Source organism: Ornithinimicrobium sp. CNJ-824 (genome assembly GCF_001942405.1).
GTDB lineage: Bacteria > Actinomycetota > Actinomycetes > Actinomycetales > Dermatophilaceae > Ornithinicoccus > Ornithinicoccus kibberensis.
In genome coordinates, this window is the sequence record NZ_MKKA01000003.1 from 51418 (window position 1) to 69975 (window position 18558).

Consider the following 18558-nt stretch of genomic DNA (forward strand, 5'->3'; position numbering starts at 1 on the left):
GGGTGCGGGACGCCCGAGGACGTCCAGTGGCAAGGGAGAGCAGTGGCGACACGCATCGTGGACAGCGCCGACGTCTCGCCGGAGGCGACGATCGGCGAGGGCAGCTCGGTCTGGCACCTGGCCCAGGTGCGCGAGGGGGCCGTGCTGGGGGCCGGCTGCGTCGTGGGCCGTGGTGCCTACGTCGGGACGGGCGTGCGCATGGGGGACCACTGCAAGCTGCAGAACTACGCCCTCGTCTACGAGCCGGCCGAGCTGGGCGACGGGGTCTTCGTCGGTCCCGCCGCCGTGCTGACCAACGACACCTTCCCCCGGGCCATCAACCCCGACGGCTCGCTGAAGAGCGCCGCGGACTGGCATGCCGTGGGGGTGCGCATCGGCCGCGGGGCCTCGATCGGGGCCCGTGCCGTGTGCGTCGCCCCCGTCACCGTCGGCGAGTGGGCCACCGTGGCCGCCGGTGCGGTCGTGACCCGGGACGTGCCCGCGCACGCCCTCGTGGTCGGTGTGCCCGCCCGCCAGGTGGGCTGGGTCGGCACCGCCGGTCACCCGCTCCAGGAGAGCGGCACCCCCGGGGTATGGCGTTGCCCCGCCACCGGGGAGAGCTACCGCGAGCAGGACGGCCGGCTGGTCCCCGAGACGGCACCCACCCCCACCCCGAGCCAGGAGAGCGCCGATGTCTGACCTGCCCATGATCCCTGCCGCGAAGCCGATCATCGGTGAGGAGGAGCGGGCGGCGGTGGACCGGGTGATGCGGTCGGGGATGGTCGCCCAGGGTCCGGAGGTGGCGGCGTTCGAGGTCGAGTTCGCCGAGCAGCTGGTCGGTGGACGCACGTGCGTGGCGGTCAACTCGGGGACCTCGGGGCTGCACCTGGGGCTGCTGGCCGCAGGGATCGGGGTGGGGGACGAGGTGATCGTGCCCTCGTTCACCTTCGCGGCGACGGCCAACGCGGTGGCGCTGACGGGGGCCAGGCCGGTGTTCGCCGACATCAGCGCGGATACCTTCAACCTGGACCCGGCCAGCGTCGCGGAGGCGGTCACGGAGGCGACGGCGGCGGTGATGCCGGTGCACCTCTACGGTCATCCGGCCGACATGGACGGCCTGGGGCAGGTCGCGGCCGAGCACGGGCTGCAGCTGTTCGAGGACGCCGCGCAGGCGCACGGGGCGACCTACCACGGGGCGCCGGTGGGCTCCTTCGGGGTGTTCGGGATGTTCTCGTTGTACCCGACGAAGAACATGACCTCCGGCGAGGGTGGGATGGTCGCGTGCGCGGACGAGGAGATCGCCCGCGGGGTGCGGCTGCTGCGCAACCAGGGGATGGAGCGCCAGTACGCCAACGAGGTGGTGGGGCTGAACAACCGGATGACCGACATCCACGCGGCGATCGGGCGGGTGCAGCTGACCAAGGTGGCGGGGTGGACAGAGACGCGCCGGGCGAACGCGGCCTGGCTGGACGAGGCGCTGGGGGACGTGGTCGTGGTTCCGCCGGTGCGGGCGGGCTGCACGCACGTCTACCACCAGTACACGGTGCGCATCGCCGGTGCCACGGGCGCCGAACGGGACCGTGTGGTGTCCGCGTTGCGGGAGGAGCACAAGGTGGGGTGCGGGGTGTACTACCCCACGCCGAACCACGAGCTGGTCTCGCTGTCGCGGTTCGCCCCGGAGCGGGAGCTGCCGCAGACGGCCCGGGCGGCGGCGGAGGTGATCTCGCTGCCGGTGCACCCGTCCCTGTCGCAGGGTGACCTGGAGCGGATCGCCGCGGCGGTCCACGCGGTCGTGGGGGCGGGCCGATGAGCGGGGTGCTGCCGGAGGGGCGGAGCATCCGGATGGGGCTGATCGGACTGGGCTCGATGGGCCGGCACCACGCGCGGGTGATCCGCGAGGTGGACGGGATGGACCTGGTGGCGGTGGCCGACCCGCACGGGGACCGGCACGGGGTGGCCGGGGACCTGGAGGTGCTGGGTGACGTGGCCTCGTTGATCGCCGCGGGGATCGACGCGGCGATGGTCGCGGTGCCGACCTACCTGCACGAGGAGGTCGCGCTGGCGCTGGCGGCGGCGGGGGTGCACACGATGGTGGAGAAGCCGATCGCGGCGTCGGCGGCGGCCGGGGCGCGGGTGGCGGAGGCGTTCACCGAGGCCGGGCTGGTCGGCGCGGTGGGGTATGTGGAGCGGTGCAACCCGGCGCTGCTGGAGATGCGGCGGCGGATCGCGGCCGGTGAGCTGGGGGAGGTCTTCCAGATCACGACGTCGCGGCAGGGGCCGTTCCCGGGGCGGATCGCCGACGTGGGCGTGGTCAAGGACCTGGCCACGCACGACATCGACCTGACCTCGTGGATCGCGGGCTCGCCCTACGCGGTGGTCTCGGGTCAGGTGACGCACCGTTCGGGCCGGGAGCACGAGGACATGGTCGTGGCCACGGGCCGGCTGGCCAACGGGGTCATCGTCGCGCACACGGTCAACTGGCTCAGCCCGATGAAGATCCGCCAGACCGTGGCCACCGGGGAGAAGGGGGCGTTCATCGCCAACACCCTCTCCGGGGACCTGACCTTCGTGGCCAACGGGGACGTGCGCAGCGAGTGGGCCCGCTCGACCGCCTTCCGGGGCGTGTCCGAGGGCGACTCGGTGCGTTACGCCATCGCCCGGCGCGAGCCGCTGCGGGTGGAGCAGGAGAACTTCCGCGACGCCCTCTTGGGCCGGCCCTCCGAGACCGTCTCCATGCCCGAGGGCGTGCACACCCTCCGCGTCGTCGAGGCCATCCTGGCCTCCGCCGCGACCGGGGAGACCGTCCACCTGTGACCCGGCGGCCGCGGGTGCTGGTGGCCTCCCGGATCTTCGTGCCCGAGGCGGCGGCGGCCACCTTCCGGCTGCGGGCGCTGGTGACGGCCCTGGCCGGGCGGGCGCAGGTGGAGGTGCTCACGACCGACCCACCACCGGCCCTGCGGGCCCCCGGGCACGACCCCGACGAGGACGTGCCCGACGGGGTGCTGGTCCGCCGGTGGCCGGCGCTGCGGGACGCCACCGGATACGTCCGCGGCTACCTGCCCTACCTGTCGTTCGACCTCCCGCTCGCCCTCCGGCTCGTCCTGGCGGACCGCCCCGACGTCGTCGTCGTCGAACCGCCCCCGACCACGGGTGCGGTCGTGCGCGCCACGCTGGCGCTGCGGGGGCTGCGCGGCGGGCGGATCCCCTACGTCTACTACGCCGCCGACGTCTGGTCCGACGCCACCGCCTCCATGGGCGCCCCGGCCCCCGTCGTGGCCGCCATGCGGTGGGTCGAGCGGTTCGCGCTGCGCGGGGCGCGCGACGTCGTCGCCGTCTCCGACGGGGTGGCCGACCGGGTCCGGGCGCTGGCGGGGGACGAGGCACCGGTCACCGTGGTGCCCAACGGGGTCGACACCGACCTCTTCACCCCCGAGGGGCCACCGTCGCCGGAGGCGCCGCGCACGCCATACCTCATCTATGCCGGGACCGCCTCGGAGTGGCAGGGCGCCGAGATCTTCGCCGCCGCCATGCCGCAGGTGCTGGCCCAGGTGCCGGGCGCCCGGCTGGTCTTCCTCGGCCAGGGCTCCAGCTGGCCGGAGCTGGAGCGGCTGCGGCGCGAGCTGCCGGCCGGGGCGGTCGAGCTGCGCCCGCTGGCGCCCCCGGCGCAGGCGGCCGCGTGGCAGCGTGGGGCGGCCGCGGCGCTGGTCAGCGTCCGGCCCGGGATCGGCTACGACTTCGCCTACCCGACCAAGGTGCTGGCCGCGCTGGCCTGCGGCACGCCCGTCGTGCACGCCGGCCCCGGCCCCGCCGGGGAGGACCTGCGCCGCGACGACCTGGGGGAGGCGGTGGCCTACGACGTCGACGAGGTCGCCGCGGCCATGGTGCGGACGCTCCGCGGCGCCGTCACGGACGTGGACCGGGACCGACGGGCCGCCTGGGTCCGGACGCACCGGAGCCTGCGCGCCACCGGCCGCCGCGTCGCGGACGTGGTCCTGCCACCCACGGCGCACTGACCGGACGACCCGGCGCCGTCCGCGAACGCTGCCGGAACGCCACCCTCCGTAGCGTCGACCCCGAGCCGACGGACGGACCGCCGGGCGCAGGAGGGCCGCGATGACCGTCACCACCGCTCCGCACGCACCGGCCGGCCGGTCGGTGACGCTGCTGGCGCCGCTGGCCCTGGCCGGGATGGCCTCCCAGTCGCTGCTGCTCGTGCTGGCCCCGTCCATGGCGGCCGTCGCCGACGACCTGGGGGTGGGGGTCCCGGCGGTGGGCCAGGCCCGGACCGTCACCGCCGCCGTCGCCCTGGCGGGAGCCTCGTGCTCCTGGTCCAGGTCTCCTCCCTCGGGGTCCGCCGCGTGGCGGTGGCCGGGTCGCTGCTGGCGGTGGCCGCGCTGGTGACCGTCTCCTTCGCCGGGATAGCGACCTTCGCCGGGGCGGACCGGTCGTGGGCCGCCGGGTGGGTGACGGCCGCGACCGGCTGGATCTGGCTCGGGCCGGTGCTGGCCGTGGTCCTGCTCGCGTCCGCCGCGCTCATGGCGCGGCTGCCGGACAGGTCGGTACCGTAGGGCCATGAGCGGCCAGGCCGACGGACGTCCTCCCTGGGGGACCCCCGGGCGGCGGCCGGGCGCGCCCGCCGCGGACGACCAGCTCGCCGACCAGGGCGTCCGGCGGTGCCCGCCCCCGCGGGCCACGGCCCAGGCGGTCTCGGGCTGGGTCGACCAGCAGATCCAGCAGGCCCAGCGGCAGGGGGCCTTCGACGACCTCCCGGGAGCGGGGCGTCGGCTGCCGGACGTCGACGTGAGCACCGACCCCGACTGGTGGGTGCGCGGCCTCGTCCAGCGGGAGAAGCTCGACCTGTCCGAGGCGCTGCCGGGGGTCCTGCAGCTGCGCCGCGAGAAGTCCACCTTCCCGGAGTCGCTGCTGGGGCTGCCGGACGAGGCGGCCGTCCGCGAGCGGCTCGAGGACTTTAACGAGCGGGTCCTGGCCGACCGTCGGCGTCCCCACGTGGGGCCGCACCCGCCGCCCGTCGTGGGCCGGGTCGACGTCGAGCAGATGGTGGGCCGGTGGCGGACGCTGGCCGCCGCGCAGCCGGAGCGGACGGGTGCTCTTGACGACGCGGAGCCCGGACCGTCGGCGGCGGGACCGGCCGGGGGCCAGGTCAGCCCGCAGCCCCGCCGCCCCCGCCGCTGGTGGCGCCGAGGACCTCGCTGAGCACCTGCGCGGCCCGGCGCCCGTCGTGGTGCTCCCGGGCCCACGCCGGCCCGGCGGCCGCGACCTCACGGTAGGCCTCCGGCCGGGAGACGATCTCGCGCACCACGTCCTCGAACGTCGTGGGGTCCGCCTCGACGACGGGCAGGTCGTGACCGGCGGCCGAGAGCTCCCGGGCCCGGGTCCGCACCGCGTCGGTGACGTGCCCGACGACCAGACGGCCGGCGGCCATCGACTCCGCGGCCAGGGTGGCCACGTTCCCCAGGGCGACCTGGTCGACCACGACGTCGGCCTCCGCGACCACCTGCGGCATCCGCGCGTGCGGGACGCCCGTCAGCCGGCGGTAGACGATCCGCCCCTCGTCGTGGAGCCGCGTCAGCACCGGCTCGACCACGGCCGTGCCCTTGAGGCGCGGGTTGGTCGGCGCGTGCAGGACCACCGGGACGGGACGCCGCAGCGCAGGGGCGTCCGTGGTGAACAGGTCCACGTCCGTGGTGATGGGCAGCAGCCCCGCGCCCGGCACGGCCTCGAGCATGTCGAGGGTCGGCACGAGCACCGGGCCAGGAAATGCCTCGACGACGGTGCGGGTGCGGTCCACCAGGGCCTGCAGGGCCTCGAACCGCTCGTCCCACCGCTCCCGGAAGGGCGAGTGGGGGTCCCGCTCGGCGTGCTGACGCAGGTCCCGCATCTCCGAGCCGTGGACGAGGAGCGCGGTGCGGATCCCGGCGTCCGCCAGGGCCGGCAGGTCGTCGAGGATCGTCCCCCCGAAGAAGTTCCCCAGCACCGGGCGGCCGCTCTCGGCGAGGACACCCGTGGCCCCGGGCACACCTCGGCCCAGGACCCGGTCGCGGTGGGCGGGGGTGCCGCGCAGCTGCATACCCCGGTCCAGGTGCACCTCGGTCGCGTAGCCGAGGGTCCCGGCCCCGGCGGCGATGCGTTCCACCGACAGGCTGAGGGCCTGGGCCCCGGCGTGCCGGCGCGCCGACCGGGCCCAGGCGGCCGCCTGGCCGGCCGTGTCCAACGGGCCGAGGAGCCACCGGTCGGGCGGCTCCGGGGTGAACCAGGGCTGGCGTCGCACCCCGCTGCCGGCCCGCACCCGCAGCACCGTCTCGGGCAGGGAGCGCACGGGGGCGGGCAGGCCCCGGTAGGTGTCGTAGACCACCTTGCGGACACCCGTGAGCGCAGCCATGGCTCCCAACCTAGGTCAACTACGCTGGGGCGACCTGCCATCCGGACCGGGAAGGAGCAACGTGCTGTCCCTGTGGCGCACCGTGCGTGACCTCCTGGCCGTGCTCCCCCCGGGGACGAGGCGGTTCATCATCACCTTCGCCGGCCTGCAGTCCCTCCTGGCGACCCTGGACGTCGCGGCCATCGGGCTGCTGGCGCTGGTGCTGGCCCCCATGCTCACCGGCGCGACCCTGACCGTGCCCGTCATCGGGCTGGAGATCTCCACCCCCGAGCAGTTCCGGACCGTGCTGATCATGGTCGGCGTGCTCATCATCGCCAAGTCGGTGCTCGCGGTCGCCCTGCAGTGGTGGGCCACCCGCCGGTTCGCCCGCTTCGAGCAGAACCTCGGGGCCCGCCTGCTGGAGTCGACCTTCGCGGCCCCGTGGACCGAACGGCTGCAGCGCAACTCCACCGACCTGGTGCGCTCCACCGACGTCGGGGTGGCCTCGACGGTCTCCGGGGTGCTCATCCCGTTCTGCCAGCTCTCCGGGGAGCTGTTCACCTTCCTGGCCGTGCTGACCGTCCTCCTCGTCGCCCAGCCGCTGCTGGCGGGGGCCACGATCGTCTACTTCTTCCTCGTCGGCCTGCTGCTCTACAAGGTGGTGCTGCGCCGGGCCGTCCAGGCCGGCCGGGACAACCGGGACGCCTCCACCCGGGCCGTGCGCCTGGTGAGCGAGATGGTCCACTCGCTCAAGGAGATCACCTTGCGGGACAAGCAGGAGAGGTGGCCGAGGTGGTGCTGGAGGTCCGCCGGCGCGCGTCCTCGGCCCGGGCCGACCAGGCCTTCCTGGGGGCCATCCCGCGCTACCTCCTCGAGGCCGCGCTCATCGGCGGGCTGGGGATCGGGGCCGCGATCGGCTACCTGCAGGGTGGTCCTGCAGGCGCGCTGGCGGCGATCGCGCTGTTCGGGGTGGCCGGCTTCCGGATCGTGCCCAGCCTGACCCGCTTCCAGACGATCATGGCCCAGACCGGCGCCAACATCCCCTTCGCCCGGCAGGTGCTGGACGAGATCGAGCGCGGGTCCAGGTATGCCGAGGAGCGCCGGACCGGGGGAGCCCGCCCGGTCCCGGAGGACGCGCGCAGCCTGGTGCTGGACCGGGTCACGTTCAGCTACCCCGGCGCGGACGCCCCGGCGGTGAGGGGTATCTCGCTGGAGCTGCCGTTCGGCCGGACGCTGGCGCTCGTCGGCGCGTCGGGGTCGGGCAAGTCCACCCTCGTGGACATCATCCTCGGGCTGATGCCGCCCGACGAGGGCGAGGTCCGGGTCGGCGACCAGCCGCTGGCCGAGGTGCTGCACGACTGGCGGCGCCGGGTCGGCTACGTGCCGCAGGACGTCTCGTTGTTCGACGCCTCGGTCGCCCGCAACGTGGCGCTGACCTGGCGGGACGAGGAGATCGACGAGGACCGGGTGCGGCGGGCCCTGGCCCGGGCCCAGCTGCTGGACCTCATCGAGTCCCGGCCCGGCGGCATCCACGGGCGGGTCGGCGAACGCGGCCTGGCGCTCTCCGGGGGGCAGCGGCAACGGCTCGGGGTGGCCCGGGCGCTCTACACCGAGCCGCTCGTGCTCGTCATGGACGAGGCCACCTCGGCGCTGGACACCAGCACGGAGGCGGCTGTGACCGCGGCCATCCGCGAGCTGGCCGGCGAGGTCAGCGTCATCGTCGTGGCCCACCGGCTGGCCACCATCCAGCACAGCGACCAGGTGTGCTTCCTGCGCGACGGGCAGCTGGTGGCCAGGGGGAGCTTCGACGAGGTGGTGGCCGCCGAGCCGGACTTCGCCGTCCAGGCGGCCCTCGCGGGTCTCGGGGACCCGGGGGCCCGGCAGGCCGCCCTGGAGGGGCGGGTCGATGGCTGAGCCGCCCCGGCTGCCGACGGTCGGCGGGCGCCCGGCCCGGGTCGTCAGCCTGGTCTACAACGACGCCAGCGCCGACTCGCGGGTGCAGAAGACCGCGGCCACCCTCCGCGCCGCCGGTGCCGACGCCCTCGTCGTGGCGATCTCCCGGGAGGTCGCCGGCCACCCGCCCGGTCCGGGCACCCTGGGCGACGGCCTGCCGGTGCACCGCGTCCACGACCTCGACCTCACCCGGCTGCTGCCCCGCACGACCCGGGCGTGGCGCCGGCTGCGGGGACGCGCCCCGGACGGCGGCCCCCGGACCCCGTCGGCGCCGGTGCCCGCACCGGCCGCGGCCCCGCCCTCCGCGGAGCCGTCGCCGACCACACCAGCCGCCTCCTCGACCGCCCGTGCCGTGGCCGTCGACCTGTGGATGCGCCTCTACCAGACCGTCCGGCTCGGCCACTGGTGGTACGGCGCGGTGCGCACCGCCCGCGGGCTGGAGCCGGACGTGGTCCACGCCAACGACGCCAACACCCTCGTGCCCGCCCTGCTCACGACGATGGGCACGCCGGGGCAGGTGGTCTACGACTCGCACGAGCTGTGGCGTCGACGCAACACCCGGCAGGACCGGTGGCTGGCCCCCGCCGTCGACGCGCTGGTGGAGACCGTCGGCACCCGCCTGGCGGCCGGGGTGATCACGGTCTCGCCCTCCATCGCCACCTGGCTCCAGGACCGCTACCACCTCGCGCAGACCCCCACCCTGGTGCGCAACATCCCCACCGCGCGCCCCACCCCTGCGCCCGCCGAGGGCCGCCTGCGCGAGCTGGCCGGCCTCGGCCCCGAGGCCCGGGTCGTGTCCTACACCGGCAGCATCACCACCGGCCGTGGCCTGGAGGAGACGGTCGACGCCCTCGCCCTCCTCGACGACGACGTCCACCTCGTGCTCCTGGGCTACGGGGCGCCGCAGTACGTCGAGCGGCTGCTCCGGCGCGCCCGTACCGAGGGGGTGGCCGACCGCATGCACCTCGTGGGGTCGGTGCCCTCCGCCCAGGTCCCGCAGACGCTGGCCGACGCCGACGTCGCCGTCGTCTACGTCCGCCCGATCTGCCTGAGCTACCTCTACTCCCTGCCCAACAAGCTGTTCGAGTCGATCCACGCCGGCCTGCCGATCGTCGCGGCCGACCTGCCGGACACCGCCGAGGTGGTGCGCCGGCACGGGGTCGGTGAGGTGTTCGACGCCCGGACCCCCGCCGACCTGGCGGCCGCGATCCGCACGGTGCTGGCCGACCCCGGCCACTACCGGCAGGCCGCGGTCGCCGCCGCCCGCGACCTGACCTGGGAGCGGGAGGCCGCCCGCATGGTCGCGCTCTACGACCGGGTGCTGACCGGCCGGGCCGCCCGATGAGGCCCGACCCCCGGCCCCGGCTGCTGGTCATGGCCTTCAGCCCGCTGCGCTCCGACGCCCGCGTGCTGCGCCAGGTCCGGCTGTTCCGTGAGCGTTACGCGGTGACCACCCTCGGCTACGGTGAGGCGCCCGACGGGGTCGTCGAGCACCTGCGCCTGCCGGACGACGTGGTCGCCTGGCACAAGGACCGCCGCCTCCTGGCGGCGCACCGCTACGAGACCGCCTACCGCCGGTCCCCCGTCGTCCGGGCCGCCGAGGAGCTGCTCGCCGGACGGCGCGGCCGGTTCGAGGTGGTGCTGGCCAACGACGCCGACACCCTGCCGCTGGCGCTCGACCTCGCCCCGCAGGGCGGGCTGCACCTGGACCTGCACGAGTACGCCTCCCGGCAGAGCGAGGAGTCGTGGCGCTGGCGGGTCTTCGTGGCGCCCTACTACCGCTGGCTGCTGCGCCGCTACGGGCACCGGGCCGACTCGGTGAGCACGGTGGGCCGGTGGCTGGCCCGGGAGTACCGTCGCGAGTTCGGCCTCGTCGCCGGCGTCGTCCCGAACGCCGCCCCGTGGGCCGACCGGACGCCCACCCCCGTCGGCTCGCCCCTGCGGCTGGTCCACTCCGGCCTGGCCCGGCGGGGGCGCAGCCTGCACGTGATGCTCGACGCCGTCCGCGCCACCCGCCGGGGCGTGACCCTCGACCTCTACCTCATGCCCAACGACCCGGCCTACCTGGCCGAGCTGCAGGAGGCGGCCCGCGACCTGCCGCAGGTGCGCTTCCACGACCCCGTCCCGCCGGACGCGCTCGGGGACGCCCTCGCCGGCGCCGACCTGGGGGTCTTCGTCCTGCCCCCGGTCAACTTCAACTACAGGTTCACCCTGCCCAACAAGTTCTTCGACTTCGTCCAGGCCCGGCTGGGGATCGTCGTGGGCCCCAGCCCCGAGATGGCCGACCTCGTGCGCTCCCACCACCTGGGGGTCGTCCTCGACGACTTCACCGGGGAGGCGCTGGCCGCGGCGCTGGACGACCTGGGCGACGAGGACGTCGCCGGCTTCAAGGCCGCCGCGCACGACGCTGCCCGCGCGCTGTCCGCCGAGGAGCAGGTCCGGGGGTGGGTGCGGGCCGTGGACACCCTGGCGGCCAGGGTCAACGGCTGAGCGGGGGTATGCCGCGACCCCGCCTCAGCGGGGCAGGTCCCCGGCGAGGGCGTCCAGGACCGCGGAGGCGGCGTGCCCGTCGCCGTAGGGGGTGGCGTCGGTGGAGGCCGGCAGGGGGCGCGAGGCCGCGGCGGCCAGGTCGGGTCCGGGCTCGACGAGGACGTTCCAGCCCAGCTCGACGGTCTCGACCCACTCGGTCTCGGTGCGCACGGTCGTGCAGGGGGTGCGCAGGACGAAGGCCTCCTTCTGCAGCCCGCCGGAGTCGGTGATCACGCCGCGGGCCTGGTCCACCGCTCCGACGAGGGCGGGGTAGGGCAGCGGCTCGTGCACCCGCACCGACCCCCCGGCCAGGGCCAGCCCCTGCTCGGCCGCCCTGGCCCGCAGCCGTGGATGGGCCAGCAGCACGACCGGGTGGTCGACCTGCCGCAGGGCGTCCACGACCGCGGCCAGCCGGGCCGGGTCGTCGGTGTTCTCGGCCCGGTGGACCGTGGCCACCGAAAAGCCTCCCGGGACGACGCCCAGACGCTGCAGCACCGCGTCGGCGTCGACGAGCTCCTCCCGCACCCGGTGCAACACGTCCACCATCACGTCGCCGACGAGAACGGACCGGTCGGCCAGCCCCTCGGCGGCCAGGTGCTCCATGGCCGCTCGGGTCGGGGCCAGGCACAGGTCGGCGGCGTGGTCGGTCAGCACCCGGTTGTGCTCCTCGGGCATGCGCCGGTTGAAGCTGCGCAGCCCCGCCTCCAGGTGGGCCACCGGCACCTGCAGCTTCACCGCCGACAGGGCACCGGCCAGGGTGGAGTTGGTGTCCCCGTAGACCAGCACCCGGTCGGGGCGGTGCTCGGCCAGCACCTCGTCCATGGCCGCCAGGATCGCCCCCGTCTGGACCCCGTGGGTCCCGGAGCCGACCCCCAGGTGCACGTCCGGGTCCGGGATCCCCAGGTCCCGGAAGAAGACGTCGGAGAGCGCCGGGTCGTAGTGCTGCCCGGTGTGCACGATGACGTGCTCCACCCCGCGGACGGCGCACTCGGCCGCCACCGGCGACAGCTTGACGAACTGGGGACGGGCACCCACGACCGAGAGGATCCTCACCGGGCCAGCGTAGGGCCCCGGTAGGTTGGGCCCTGTGCGCGTGCTGGTGGTGACGACCTGGTTCCCCACCCCGTCGTCCCCGGGCACGGGAGTGTTCGTGGCCCGGGACGTCTCCGCGCTGGCAGACCGCCACGACGTGCGCGTCCTCCACCTGGTGGCGCCCCGCCTCGCTCCCGGCTCAGGGGAGGACCCGGCAGGGGAGGACGCGCGAGCCCGGGTGCCCGTCCGGCGGCTCGTCATGGATCCGCGCCGCCCGGACCACGTGCTGCGCGCCGCCCGGGTCCTGCGACGGGAGGCGCGGTCGGCCGACCTCGTCCACACGATGGCGGTCTCCGCCCTGCTGCCGACGGTCCGGTGGCGGCCCGCGGTGCCGTGGGTGCACACCGAGCACTGGTCGGGCCTCGGCGCGCCGGGGACGCTCTCCGCGGGTCTGCGCCTGGCCCGCAGGGTCGTGCGGCACCTGCTGGCCGGCCCGGACGTCGTTGCCGTCGTGGGGGAGGAGCTGGCCGCGGAGGTGCGCCGGCACCGCACCGGGCCCGTGGCGGTGGTGCCCAACATCGTGACCCGGCCACCTGCCCTCGCGCCCCGTCGGCGGCCGCAGGAGCCGCTGGCGGCCCGCGGCCCGTTCGAGCTCGTCGGCGTCGGCGGGCTGATCGGACGCAAGGACCCCCTCACCGCCGTGCAGACGGCCGCCGAGCTGCGCCGACGGGGGGTCGACGCCCGGCTGACCTGGGTGGGGGAGGGTCCCCTGCACGACCGGGTGGAGGCCGCGGCCCGCGGCGTGGGGGTGCCGGTGCGGCTCACCGGTCCGCTGCCGCCGGAGCGGGTGCAGGCGGTGGTCGCCGAGGCCGACCTGTTCCTCCTGCCCAGCCGGGCGGAGACGTTCTGTGTGGCCGCCGCCGAGGCCCTGGCCGCCGGCCGGCCGGTGGTCGTCGGCGACAGCGGCGGCCCCCGGGCCTTCGTGCATCCGCCGGCCGGGGCGCTGGTCGAGCCCGGTGCACCCCCGGGGCTCTGGGCCGACGCCGTCGAGCGGGTGTGGCGTGCCGCGGCCACCACCTCGGCCGAGGAGATCGCCGACCCGGTGGCCGGTCGCTACGGCCCCGACCGCTACGCCGACCGCGTCGACGAGGTCTACGCCACGGCCAGGGGCGGCCGACGCCCCGCCGGCGACCACGGCCCGGCCCCGGAGGACCATCCGGTCCCGGAGGACGACGGACCGCTGGTCGACCTCGTCGTGGCGACCCACTCGCCGGACCGCCGGACGGGCCGGGCGGTCGCCTCCGCGCTCACCGACGACGTCGGCGGGGGTGGGGTGCGGGTCAGCGTGGTCTGCCACAACGTCGACCCCGCCGTGATCCGGGCCGCCTTCCCCCCGGAGCTGCGCGACGACCCCCGGGTGAGGCTGCTGGAGCTCCACGACGGGGTCCCCAGCCCCAGCGGCCCGTTCAACGCCGGGCTGGACGCGGCCACCGCGCCCTGGACGGCGATCATGGGCTCGGACGACACCCTGGCCCCCGGTGCCCTGTCCGGGTGGCTGGCCGTTGCGAAGGACCTCGACCCCGACGACCCGGTGGTGGTGGTCCCGCCCCTGGAGCTGGCCGGCCGCACCGTCCCGACGCCGCCCGTGCGCCCTGGGCGGCACGACCGCCTCGACCTGGTGCGGGACCGGCTGAGCTACCGATCGGCCCCGCTGGGCCTGCTCTCCCGGGGCGCCCTGGGCCTGCCCGGCGCGCGGCTCCTCGAGGGCGCGCAGGTCGGGGGCGACGTGCCGATGGTCACGGCGCTGTGGTCCGGGGCCCGCGTCGTCCTGGCCCGGGACGCCCCGCCCTACCGGATCCACGAGGACGCCGGCGACCGGGTGACCTACGACCCGCGCCCGTGCGGGAGCAGCTGCGCAGTGTCGACGTGCTGTGGGACCTCCCGGCGACGCAGGCGCTCCCACGTGCGGCCCGGCAGGCCCTGGGCACCAAGGTGCTGCGCATCCACGTCTTCGGGGCCGTGCCCACGCGCCCCGACCCGGCCTGGTGGACACCGGCCGAGCGCGCGGAGCTGGCCCGGGTGACCCGCCAGGTGATCACGGCGGCCCCGGGCTGCGCCGACCCGCTGAGCCTGGCCGACGCCGACCTCCTCGAGGCCGTCCTCGACCCGGACGTGCCGGCCCGACGGCTGCTGGCCCTGGCCGCGGCGCGGCGACGGCACGGCCGCCCGCGCACGCTGCTGCCCACCTCCTGGCGGCACGTGCTGCACCGGGAGGCGCCGTTGCGCTTCATGGCCGCCTCGCTCGCGGCCCGCCGGTCCTGAGAAGGGCGCCCTCGCCGCGGCGCGGCCGGGAGGAGCCCCGGCTCAGCGCGGTAGGTGCGCGTCCAGCCAGCCCACGACGTCGTCGAGGACCTCGTCCCGGTCGGTCTCGTTGAACACCTCGTGGCGGGCGTCCGGCCACACCCGCTCGGTGACGTCCCGCACCCCGCCGGCGCGGAGCAGCCCGGCCACCTCGGCCACCGCCGACGCCCCGCCCACGGGGTCGACCTCCCCGGAGACGACGAGGACGGGCAGGTGTGCGGGCACCCGGGCCGCGACGGCCGGCTCGCCCACCCAGAGCAGGCCGGTGAGCAGGTCGCGGTAGAAGGCGGCGGTGCCGTGCCCTCCGCAGAGCGGGTCGGCGACGTAGGCGTCGACCCGGGCGGTGTCCCGGGACAGCCAGTCGAAGTCGGTGCGGTTCGGGCGGAACGGACGGTTGTTCGGCCCCAGGACGAGGGCCTCCATCATCCGGCTGCGGACCCGCGGTCCCCGCAGCCGCACCTCGAGCTCGGCCAGGGCCAGCCCGACGCGGCCGATCGCGCCGGGGTGCCCGGCCGTGCCGGAGAGCACCAGCGCCGCGAGCCGGTCGCCGTGGCGGGCGGCGTAGGCCCGCGCCAGGAAGGAGCCCATCGAGTGGCCGAGCAGCACGACCGGCACGCCGGGGTGCTCCGCCTGTGCGTGCCCGGTGACCACGAGCAGGTCGTCGACGGCCCGCGCGAACCCGCCCTCGTCCGCGAGGTGGGCCAGCGACCCGGGCCCGTCGCCGGTGGCCCCGTGGCCGCGGTGGTCGGCGCCGAGCACGGCATACCCCTCCGCCGCCAGGCGCCGCCCGAGGTGGTCGTAGCGGCCGACGTGCTCGACCATCCCGTGGGCCAGCTGCACGACGGCCCGCGGCGGACCGGCCGGCAGCCAGCTGCGTCCGTGCAGGACGGTCCCGTCGGGGGCCGGAAGGGAAAAGGTCGCGGTGCTCGGTGCGGTCACGTCGTCAGGGTATGCGGCGCGCGCCCACGTATCCTGGGCGGGCACCCAGCCCCCTCCAGGACGGACGCCTCCGCATGAAGATCGCCGTTGTCGCCCTCGGCAAGATCGGCCTGCCCCTGGCCGTGCAGTTCGCCGACGCCGACCCCTCCCACGAGGTGGTCGGGGTGGACGTGGACCAGCGGGTGGTGGACCTGGTCAACGCCGGCACCGAGCCGTTCCCGGGGGAGGACCACCTGGCCGACAAGCTCGCCGAGCTGGTCCCGGCCGGTCGGCTGCGGGCCACGACCGACTACGGGCAGGCGATCCCGGGCGCGGACGCGGTGGTGCTGGTGGTGCCGCTTTTCGTCGACGAGGCCACCGGAGCGCCCGACTTCGGCTGGATGGACGACGCGACCCGGTCGCTGGCGGCGCACCTGACCCCCGGCACGCTGGTCTCCTACGAGACGACGCTGCCGGTGGGCACCACCCGGACCCGGTGGAAGCCGATGATCCAGCAGATCTCCGGGCTGACCGAGTCACCGGCGGCGGGGGAGGACGGATTCCATCTCGTGTTCTCCCCGGAGCGGGTGCTGACCGGGCGGGTGTTCGCCGACCTGCGCCGCTACCCCAAGCTCGTCGGCGGCCTGACCGAGGCCGGCACCGCCCGGGCCGTGGAGTTCTACGAGGCCGTGCTGGACTTCGACGACCGCGACGACCTGCCCCGGCCCAACGGGGTCTGGGACATGGGCAGCGCGGAAGCCGCCGAGATGGCCAAGCTGGCCGAGACGACCTACCGGGACGTCAACATCGGCCTGGCCAACCAGTTCGCCCGGTTCGCCGACTCCGCCGGCATCGACGTGCACACGGTCATCGAAGCCTGCAACTCCCAGCCGTATTCCCACATCCACACCCCCGGCATCGCGTCGGGGGGCACTGCATCCCGGTCTACCCGCGGCTCTACCTGTCCACCGACGCCGACGCCACCGTCGTGGCCACGGCCCGGGCGGCCAACGCGGCCATGCCCGAGTACGCCGTCTCCCGCGCCGAGGCCCTCCTGGGGTCGCTGTCCGGGCTGCGGGTGGTCGTGCTCGGAGCCTCCTACCGGGGCAAGGTCAAGGAGACCGCCTTCTCCGGCGTGTTCGCCACCGTGGACGCGCTGCGCTCCCGCGGGGCCCACGTGCTCGTGCACGACCCGATGTACACCGACGACGAGCTCGCCGGCCACGGGTGGGACCCCTACTCCCTCGGCGAGCCCGTGGACGTCGCGATCGTCCAGGCCGACCACCCCGAGTACGCCACCCTGTCCACCGACGACCTGCCCGGGCTGCGCCTGCTCCTGGACGGCCGCCGCGTCACCGACCCCGCCCGCTTCACCGGCGTGCCCCGGCTGACGATCGGCGGGGGTGAACCGGCTCCCGCATGAGCTGGCCGGAGGCGGCTCCCGGGATCGTCGGGCTCGCCCTGCTCTGGGTCCTGCCCGGGTATGCCGTGCTGCGCCTCCTGGGGGCGCGGGGGCTGCTGGCCCTGGGAGCGGGGGCCCCCGTCACCACCGGGCTGTCCGGGACGTTGGCCATGGCCTACCCGTTCCTGGGCGTGCCGTGGTCGCTGGCCACCCTGCTGGCCGGGCTGGCGGGCGCGGTCGTCCTGGCGGCCGTCCTGGGTCGCGTGCTGGGCACCACCACCGACCCGGCCGGGGTCACCGTCGCGGGGGAACGGCGCCTACGCACCGACGACCGCGCCTGGCTGACGCTGTCGTGGGCCCTGGGCGGCGGCGTCGTGGCCGCGGCCATGATGCGGGGCATGGGCCGGGCCGACCAGCCGCCCCAGGCCTGGGACGCCGTCTTCCACCTCAACGCGCTGTGGTTCGTCCGGGACACCGGCAACGCCAGCTCCCTCGGCGGGCTGGCGCCGATGTACGCCGACAACGCCGCCCCGTTCTACCCCGCCACCTGGCACGGCATCGTGGCCGTGCGCCCGGCTTCGACCGCGTCACCGAGGCCGCCAACAGCTCCTCCCTCATCGTCGGGGCGGTGGTCTGGGTGGCCGGCTTGGTCGCGCTGGCCCGGGTCGTCTTCCCCGCCCGCGCCCTGCCGGCCGTGCTCGTGCCGGTGCTGGCGGCCTCCTACGTCACCTTCCCCGACGTCGCGGTCTCGATGCTGGCCGTCTGGCCGTTCGCGCTCTCGGTGGCCTGCCTGCCGGGGACGATCGCCCTGGTCATCGCCACCCTGCGCGGGGTGCTGTCCTGGCAGATGCACCTGGCCCTGGCGCTCGGCCTGGGCTGGGCGGTCGTCGGCGTCGTGCTGGCCCACCCCTCGGGCGTCTTCTCGCTGCTGCTGCTGGGTCTGCCGCTGCTGACCGTCCTGCTGGCCCGCCAGCTGCGGCGGACGGCCCGGAGGGGCCGGCCGGTGCTGGCCTGGTCGCTCATGGCGGCCTGGGTCCTCCTCGTGGTGGGCGCGATCACCTTCCTGGTGACCTTCCCCCCGGTGCGCTCGATCATGGACTACCAGCGCGGCGGTCAGGACTCCTACCTGCCCGGCGTCGGCTCGCTGCTCATCGACCACCCGCTGATCTACGTCTACAAGATCACCTCGGTCAACCTCGTCGGTGCGGTGCTCGTGGCGACCGGGGTCGCGCTGACGGTCCGTCGCACCCACGCCCGCTGGCTGGTCGCGGCGCTCCTCGCCGCGGCGGCCGTGACCCTCCTGGCGGCCGGTCCGCCGGAGCAGCCGCTGCGGGTGCTCGCCGGCTTCTGGTACACCCAGGCGTCCCGGGTCAACCAGCTCCTGCTCGTGCCGGCCGTGGTCCTGGCGGCAGGCGGCGGGTCCTGGCTGGCCCGGCGGGCCGCCGAGCAGCTCCGCGTGCCCGTCGCCGCCACGGCCGGGCTCCTCGTCGTCGCGCTGGTGCTGCTCACCTCGGGGCTGCGGTGGACCTCGCACGTGCAGGTGATGGCCTCGACCTACACGGCATACCCCATCGCCTGGGGGACGATCCTGGAGCCGGAGGAGATCGCGATGGTCGACCGGGCCGCCGAGACCCTGCCCGACGACGCCGTCGTCCTGGGCGAGGCGGTGGCCGGCTCGCCCTACCTGCTGCACCGGGCCGACGTGCAGGTCGTCTTCCCGCAGCTCAGCCCGATCCCCGGCTCGCCGGAGCGCAACGTGCTCGAGCAGCGGTTCCACGAGTGGCGCACCGACCTGGCGGTCTGCGAGGCGGTCCGGGACCTGGGCGTGACCCACGTCTACGCGGACTCGTTGACGTTCGAGGACGAGCTCAACAGCAAGTGGGAGGAGACGACCCCAGGCCTGCGCAACATCACCCCTGGCGGCGAGGGATGGCGGAAGGTCGACGAGGGCGGGCACGCCTCGCTGTGGGAGTTCACCGGCTGCGACCGGTGAGCGACCGGCCGG

Annotated in this window: 16 protein-coding genes and 2 pseudogenes; 15 read left to right on the forward strand and 3 right to left on the reverse strand. The window is 75.7% G+C overall.

The features are described from left to right. Positions 1-42 precede the first annotated feature (42 nt). From BJF81_RS01330 to BJF81_RS01360, 7 genes are all read left to right on the forward strand, one after another. A complete protein-coding gene (locus tag BJF81_RS01330; protein WP_075956841.1) occupies positions 43-678 on the forward strand; it encodes an acyltransferase in 636 nt (211 codons plus the stop codon). Beyond that, on the forward strand, positions 671-1789 hold the full coding sequence (locus tag BJF81_RS01335; RefSeq protein WP_075956842.1) for a DegT/DnrJ/EryC1/StrS family aminotransferase: 1119 nt from the start codon (positions 671-673) through the stop codon (positions 1787-1789). Before BJF81_RS01330 ends, BJF81_RS01335 begins: the two co-directional genes overlap by 8 nt. Continuing rightward, complete coding sequence (locus BJF81_RS01340; protein WP_075956843.1) at positions 1786-2793, forward strand: Gfo/Idh/MocA family protein; 1008 nt, start codon at positions 1786-1788, stop codon at positions 2791-2793. Before BJF81_RS01335 ends, BJF81_RS01340 begins: the two co-directional genes overlap by 4 nt. Next, a complete protein-coding gene (locus BJF81_RS01345; protein WP_075956844.1) occupies positions 2790-3992 on the forward strand; it encodes a glycosyltransferase in 1203 nt (400 codons plus the stop codon). Before BJF81_RS01340 ends, BJF81_RS01345 begins: the two co-directional genes overlap by 4 nt. 100 nt (positions 3993-4092) lie before the next feature. Further along, positions 4093-4380 (forward strand): hypothetical protein, encoded by a 288-nt coding sequence (locus tag BJF81_RS01350; protein ID WP_075956845.1) that lies wholly within the window; start codon positions 4093-4095, stop codon positions 4378-4380. Continuing rightward, a complete protein-coding gene (locus tag BJF81_RS17860; protein WP_158068594.1) occupies positions 4377-4547 on the forward strand; it encodes a hypothetical protein in 171 nt (56 codons plus the stop codon). The genes BJF81_RS01350 and BJF81_RS17860 overlap by 4 nt, the downstream gene beginning before the upstream one ends. A 4-nt stretch (positions 4548-4551) precedes the next feature. Further along, positions 4552-5193 (forward strand): DnaJ family domain-containing protein, encoded by a 642-nt coding sequence (locus tag BJF81_RS01360; protein ID WP_083663904.1) that lies wholly within the window; start codon positions 4552-4554, stop codon positions 5191-5193. On the opposite strand, the gene BJF81_RS01365 is transcribed toward BJF81_RS01360, so the two are convergent. Beyond that, a complete protein-coding gene (locus BJF81_RS01365) occupies positions 5141-6379 on the reverse strand; it encodes a glycosyltransferase (RefSeq protein WP_075956847.1) in 1239 nt (412 codons plus the stop codon). The genes BJF81_RS01360 and BJF81_RS01365 overlap by 53 nt on opposite strands. A 61-nt stretch (positions 6380-6440) precedes the next feature. Here BJF81_RS01365 and BJF81_RS18840 point away from each other — a divergent pair, with 61 nt between their 5' ends. The 4 genes from BJF81_RS18840 to BJF81_RS01380 are packed head-to-tail and all read left to right on the forward strand — an operon-like array spanning position 6441 to position 10801. Further along, entirely contained in the window at positions 6441-7358 is a 918-nt protein-coding gene (locus BJF81_RS18840) for a hypothetical protein (RefSeq protein WP_237769949.1), read from the forward strand. A gap of 17 nt (positions 7359-7375) precedes the next feature. Beyond that, the gene (locus BJF81_RS18845) at positions 7376-8272 is read left to right on the forward strand and encodes an ABC transporter ATP-binding protein (RefSeq protein WP_237769952.1); all 897 of its coding nucleotides are present in this window, start codon (positions 7376-7378) and stop codon (positions 8270-8272) included. Further along, positions 8265-9656, forward strand: coding sequence for a glycosyltransferase (locus BJF81_RS01375; protein ID WP_075956848.1), 1392 nt, complete (start codon positions 8265-8267; stop codon positions 9654-9656). Before BJF81_RS18845 ends, BJF81_RS01375 begins: the two co-directional genes overlap by 8 nt. After that, complete coding sequence (locus BJF81_RS01380) at positions 9653-10801, forward strand: glycosyltransferase family 4 protein (protein WP_143780615.1); 1149 nt, start codon at positions 9653-9655, stop codon at positions 10799-10801. Before BJF81_RS01375 ends, BJF81_RS01380 begins: the two co-directional genes overlap by 4 nt. A gap of 24 nt (positions 10802-10825) precedes the next feature. Here the strand turns inward: BJF81_RS01380 and wecB are convergent, their stop codons facing one another. After that, positions 10826-11893: a non-hydrolyzing UDP-N-acetylglucosamine 2-epimerase gene (gene wecB, locus BJF81_RS01385; RefSeq protein WP_075956876.1), complete on the reverse strand. Its 1068-nt coding sequence runs from the start codon at positions 11891-11893 to the stop codon at positions 10826-10828. A 34-nt stretch (positions 11894-11927) separates the two neighbouring features. On the opposite strand from wecB, the gene BJF81_RS01390 reads away from it, so the two are divergent. Together BJF81_RS01390 and BJF81_RS01395 are read left to right on the forward strand one after the other, a co-directional pair. Then, positions 11928-13955 carry a glycosyltransferase gene (locus BJF81_RS01390; RefSeq protein ID WP_075956849.1) on the forward strand — a complete coding sequence of 676 codons (2028 nt, stop codon included), beginning with the start codon at positions 11928-11930 and terminating at the stop codon, positions 13953-13955. Further along, positions 13952-14194 (forward strand): hypothetical protein, encoded by a 243-nt coding sequence (locus BJF81_RS01395; RefSeq protein WP_143780616.1) that lies wholly within the window; start codon positions 13952-13954, stop codon positions 14192-14194. Before BJF81_RS01390 ends, BJF81_RS01395 begins: the two co-directional genes overlap by 4 nt. A 42-nt stretch (positions 14195-14236) precedes the next feature. On the opposite strand, the gene BJF81_RS01400 is transcribed toward BJF81_RS01395, so the two are convergent. Beyond that, positions 14237-15172: an alpha/beta hydrolase gene (locus tag BJF81_RS01400; protein ID WP_075956851.1), complete on the reverse strand. Its 936-nt coding sequence runs from the start codon at positions 15170-15172 to the stop codon at positions 14237-14239. A gap of 74 nt (positions 15173-15246) precedes the next feature. On the opposite strand from BJF81_RS01400, the pseudogene BJF81_RS01405 reads away from it, so the two are divergent. Both BJF81_RS01405 and BJF81_RS01415 read left to right on the forward strand, forming a co-directional pair. Next, positions 15247-16574, forward strand: a pseudogene (locus BJF81_RS01405) (nucleotide sugar dehydrogenase). Further along, positions 16571-18546, forward strand: a pseudogene (locus tag BJF81_RS01415) (DUF6541 family protein). Before BJF81_RS01405 ends, BJF81_RS01415 begins: the two co-directional pseudogenes overlap by 4 nt. The last annotated feature ends 12 nt before the right edge of the window (positions 18547-18558 follow it).

What these genes read in the sequence shown, in the direction of transcription:
- BJF81_RS01335 (WP_075956842.1), top strand. Translation starts at nt 671, where the DNA reads ATGTCTGACCTGCCCATGATCCCTGCCGCGAAGCCGATCATCGGTGAG.
- BJF81_RS01340 (WP_075956843.1), top strand. Translation starts at nt 1,786, where the DNA reads ATGAGCGGGGTGCTGCCGGAGGGGCGGAGCATCCGGATGGGGCTGATC.
- BJF81_RS01350 (WP_075956845.1), top strand. Translation starts at nt 4,093, where the DNA reads ATGACCGTCACCACCGCTCCGCACGCACCGGCCGGCCGGTCGGTGACG.
- BJF81_RS01360 (WP_083663904.1), top strand. Translation starts at nt 4,552, where the DNA reads ATGAGCGGCCAGGCCGACGGACGTCCTCCCTGGGGGACCCCCGGGCGG.
- BJF81_RS01365 (WP_075956847.1), bottom strand. Translation starts at nt 6,379, where the DNA reads ATGGCTGCGCTCACGGGTGTCCGCAAGGTGGTCTACGACACCTACCGG.
- BJF81_RS18845 (WP_237769952.1), top strand. Translation starts at nt 7,376, where the DNA reads ATGGCCCAGACCGGCGCCAACATCCCCTTCGCCCGGCAGGTGCTGGAC.
- BJF81_RS01375 (WP_075956848.1), top strand. Translation starts at nt 8,265, where the DNA reads ATGGCTGAGCCGCCCCGGCTGCCGACGGTCGGCGGGCGCCCGGCCCGG.
- BJF81_RS01380 (WP_143780615.1), top strand. Translation starts at nt 9,653, where the DNA reads ATGAGGCCCGACCCCCGGCCCCGGCTGCTGGTCATGGCCTTCAGCCCG.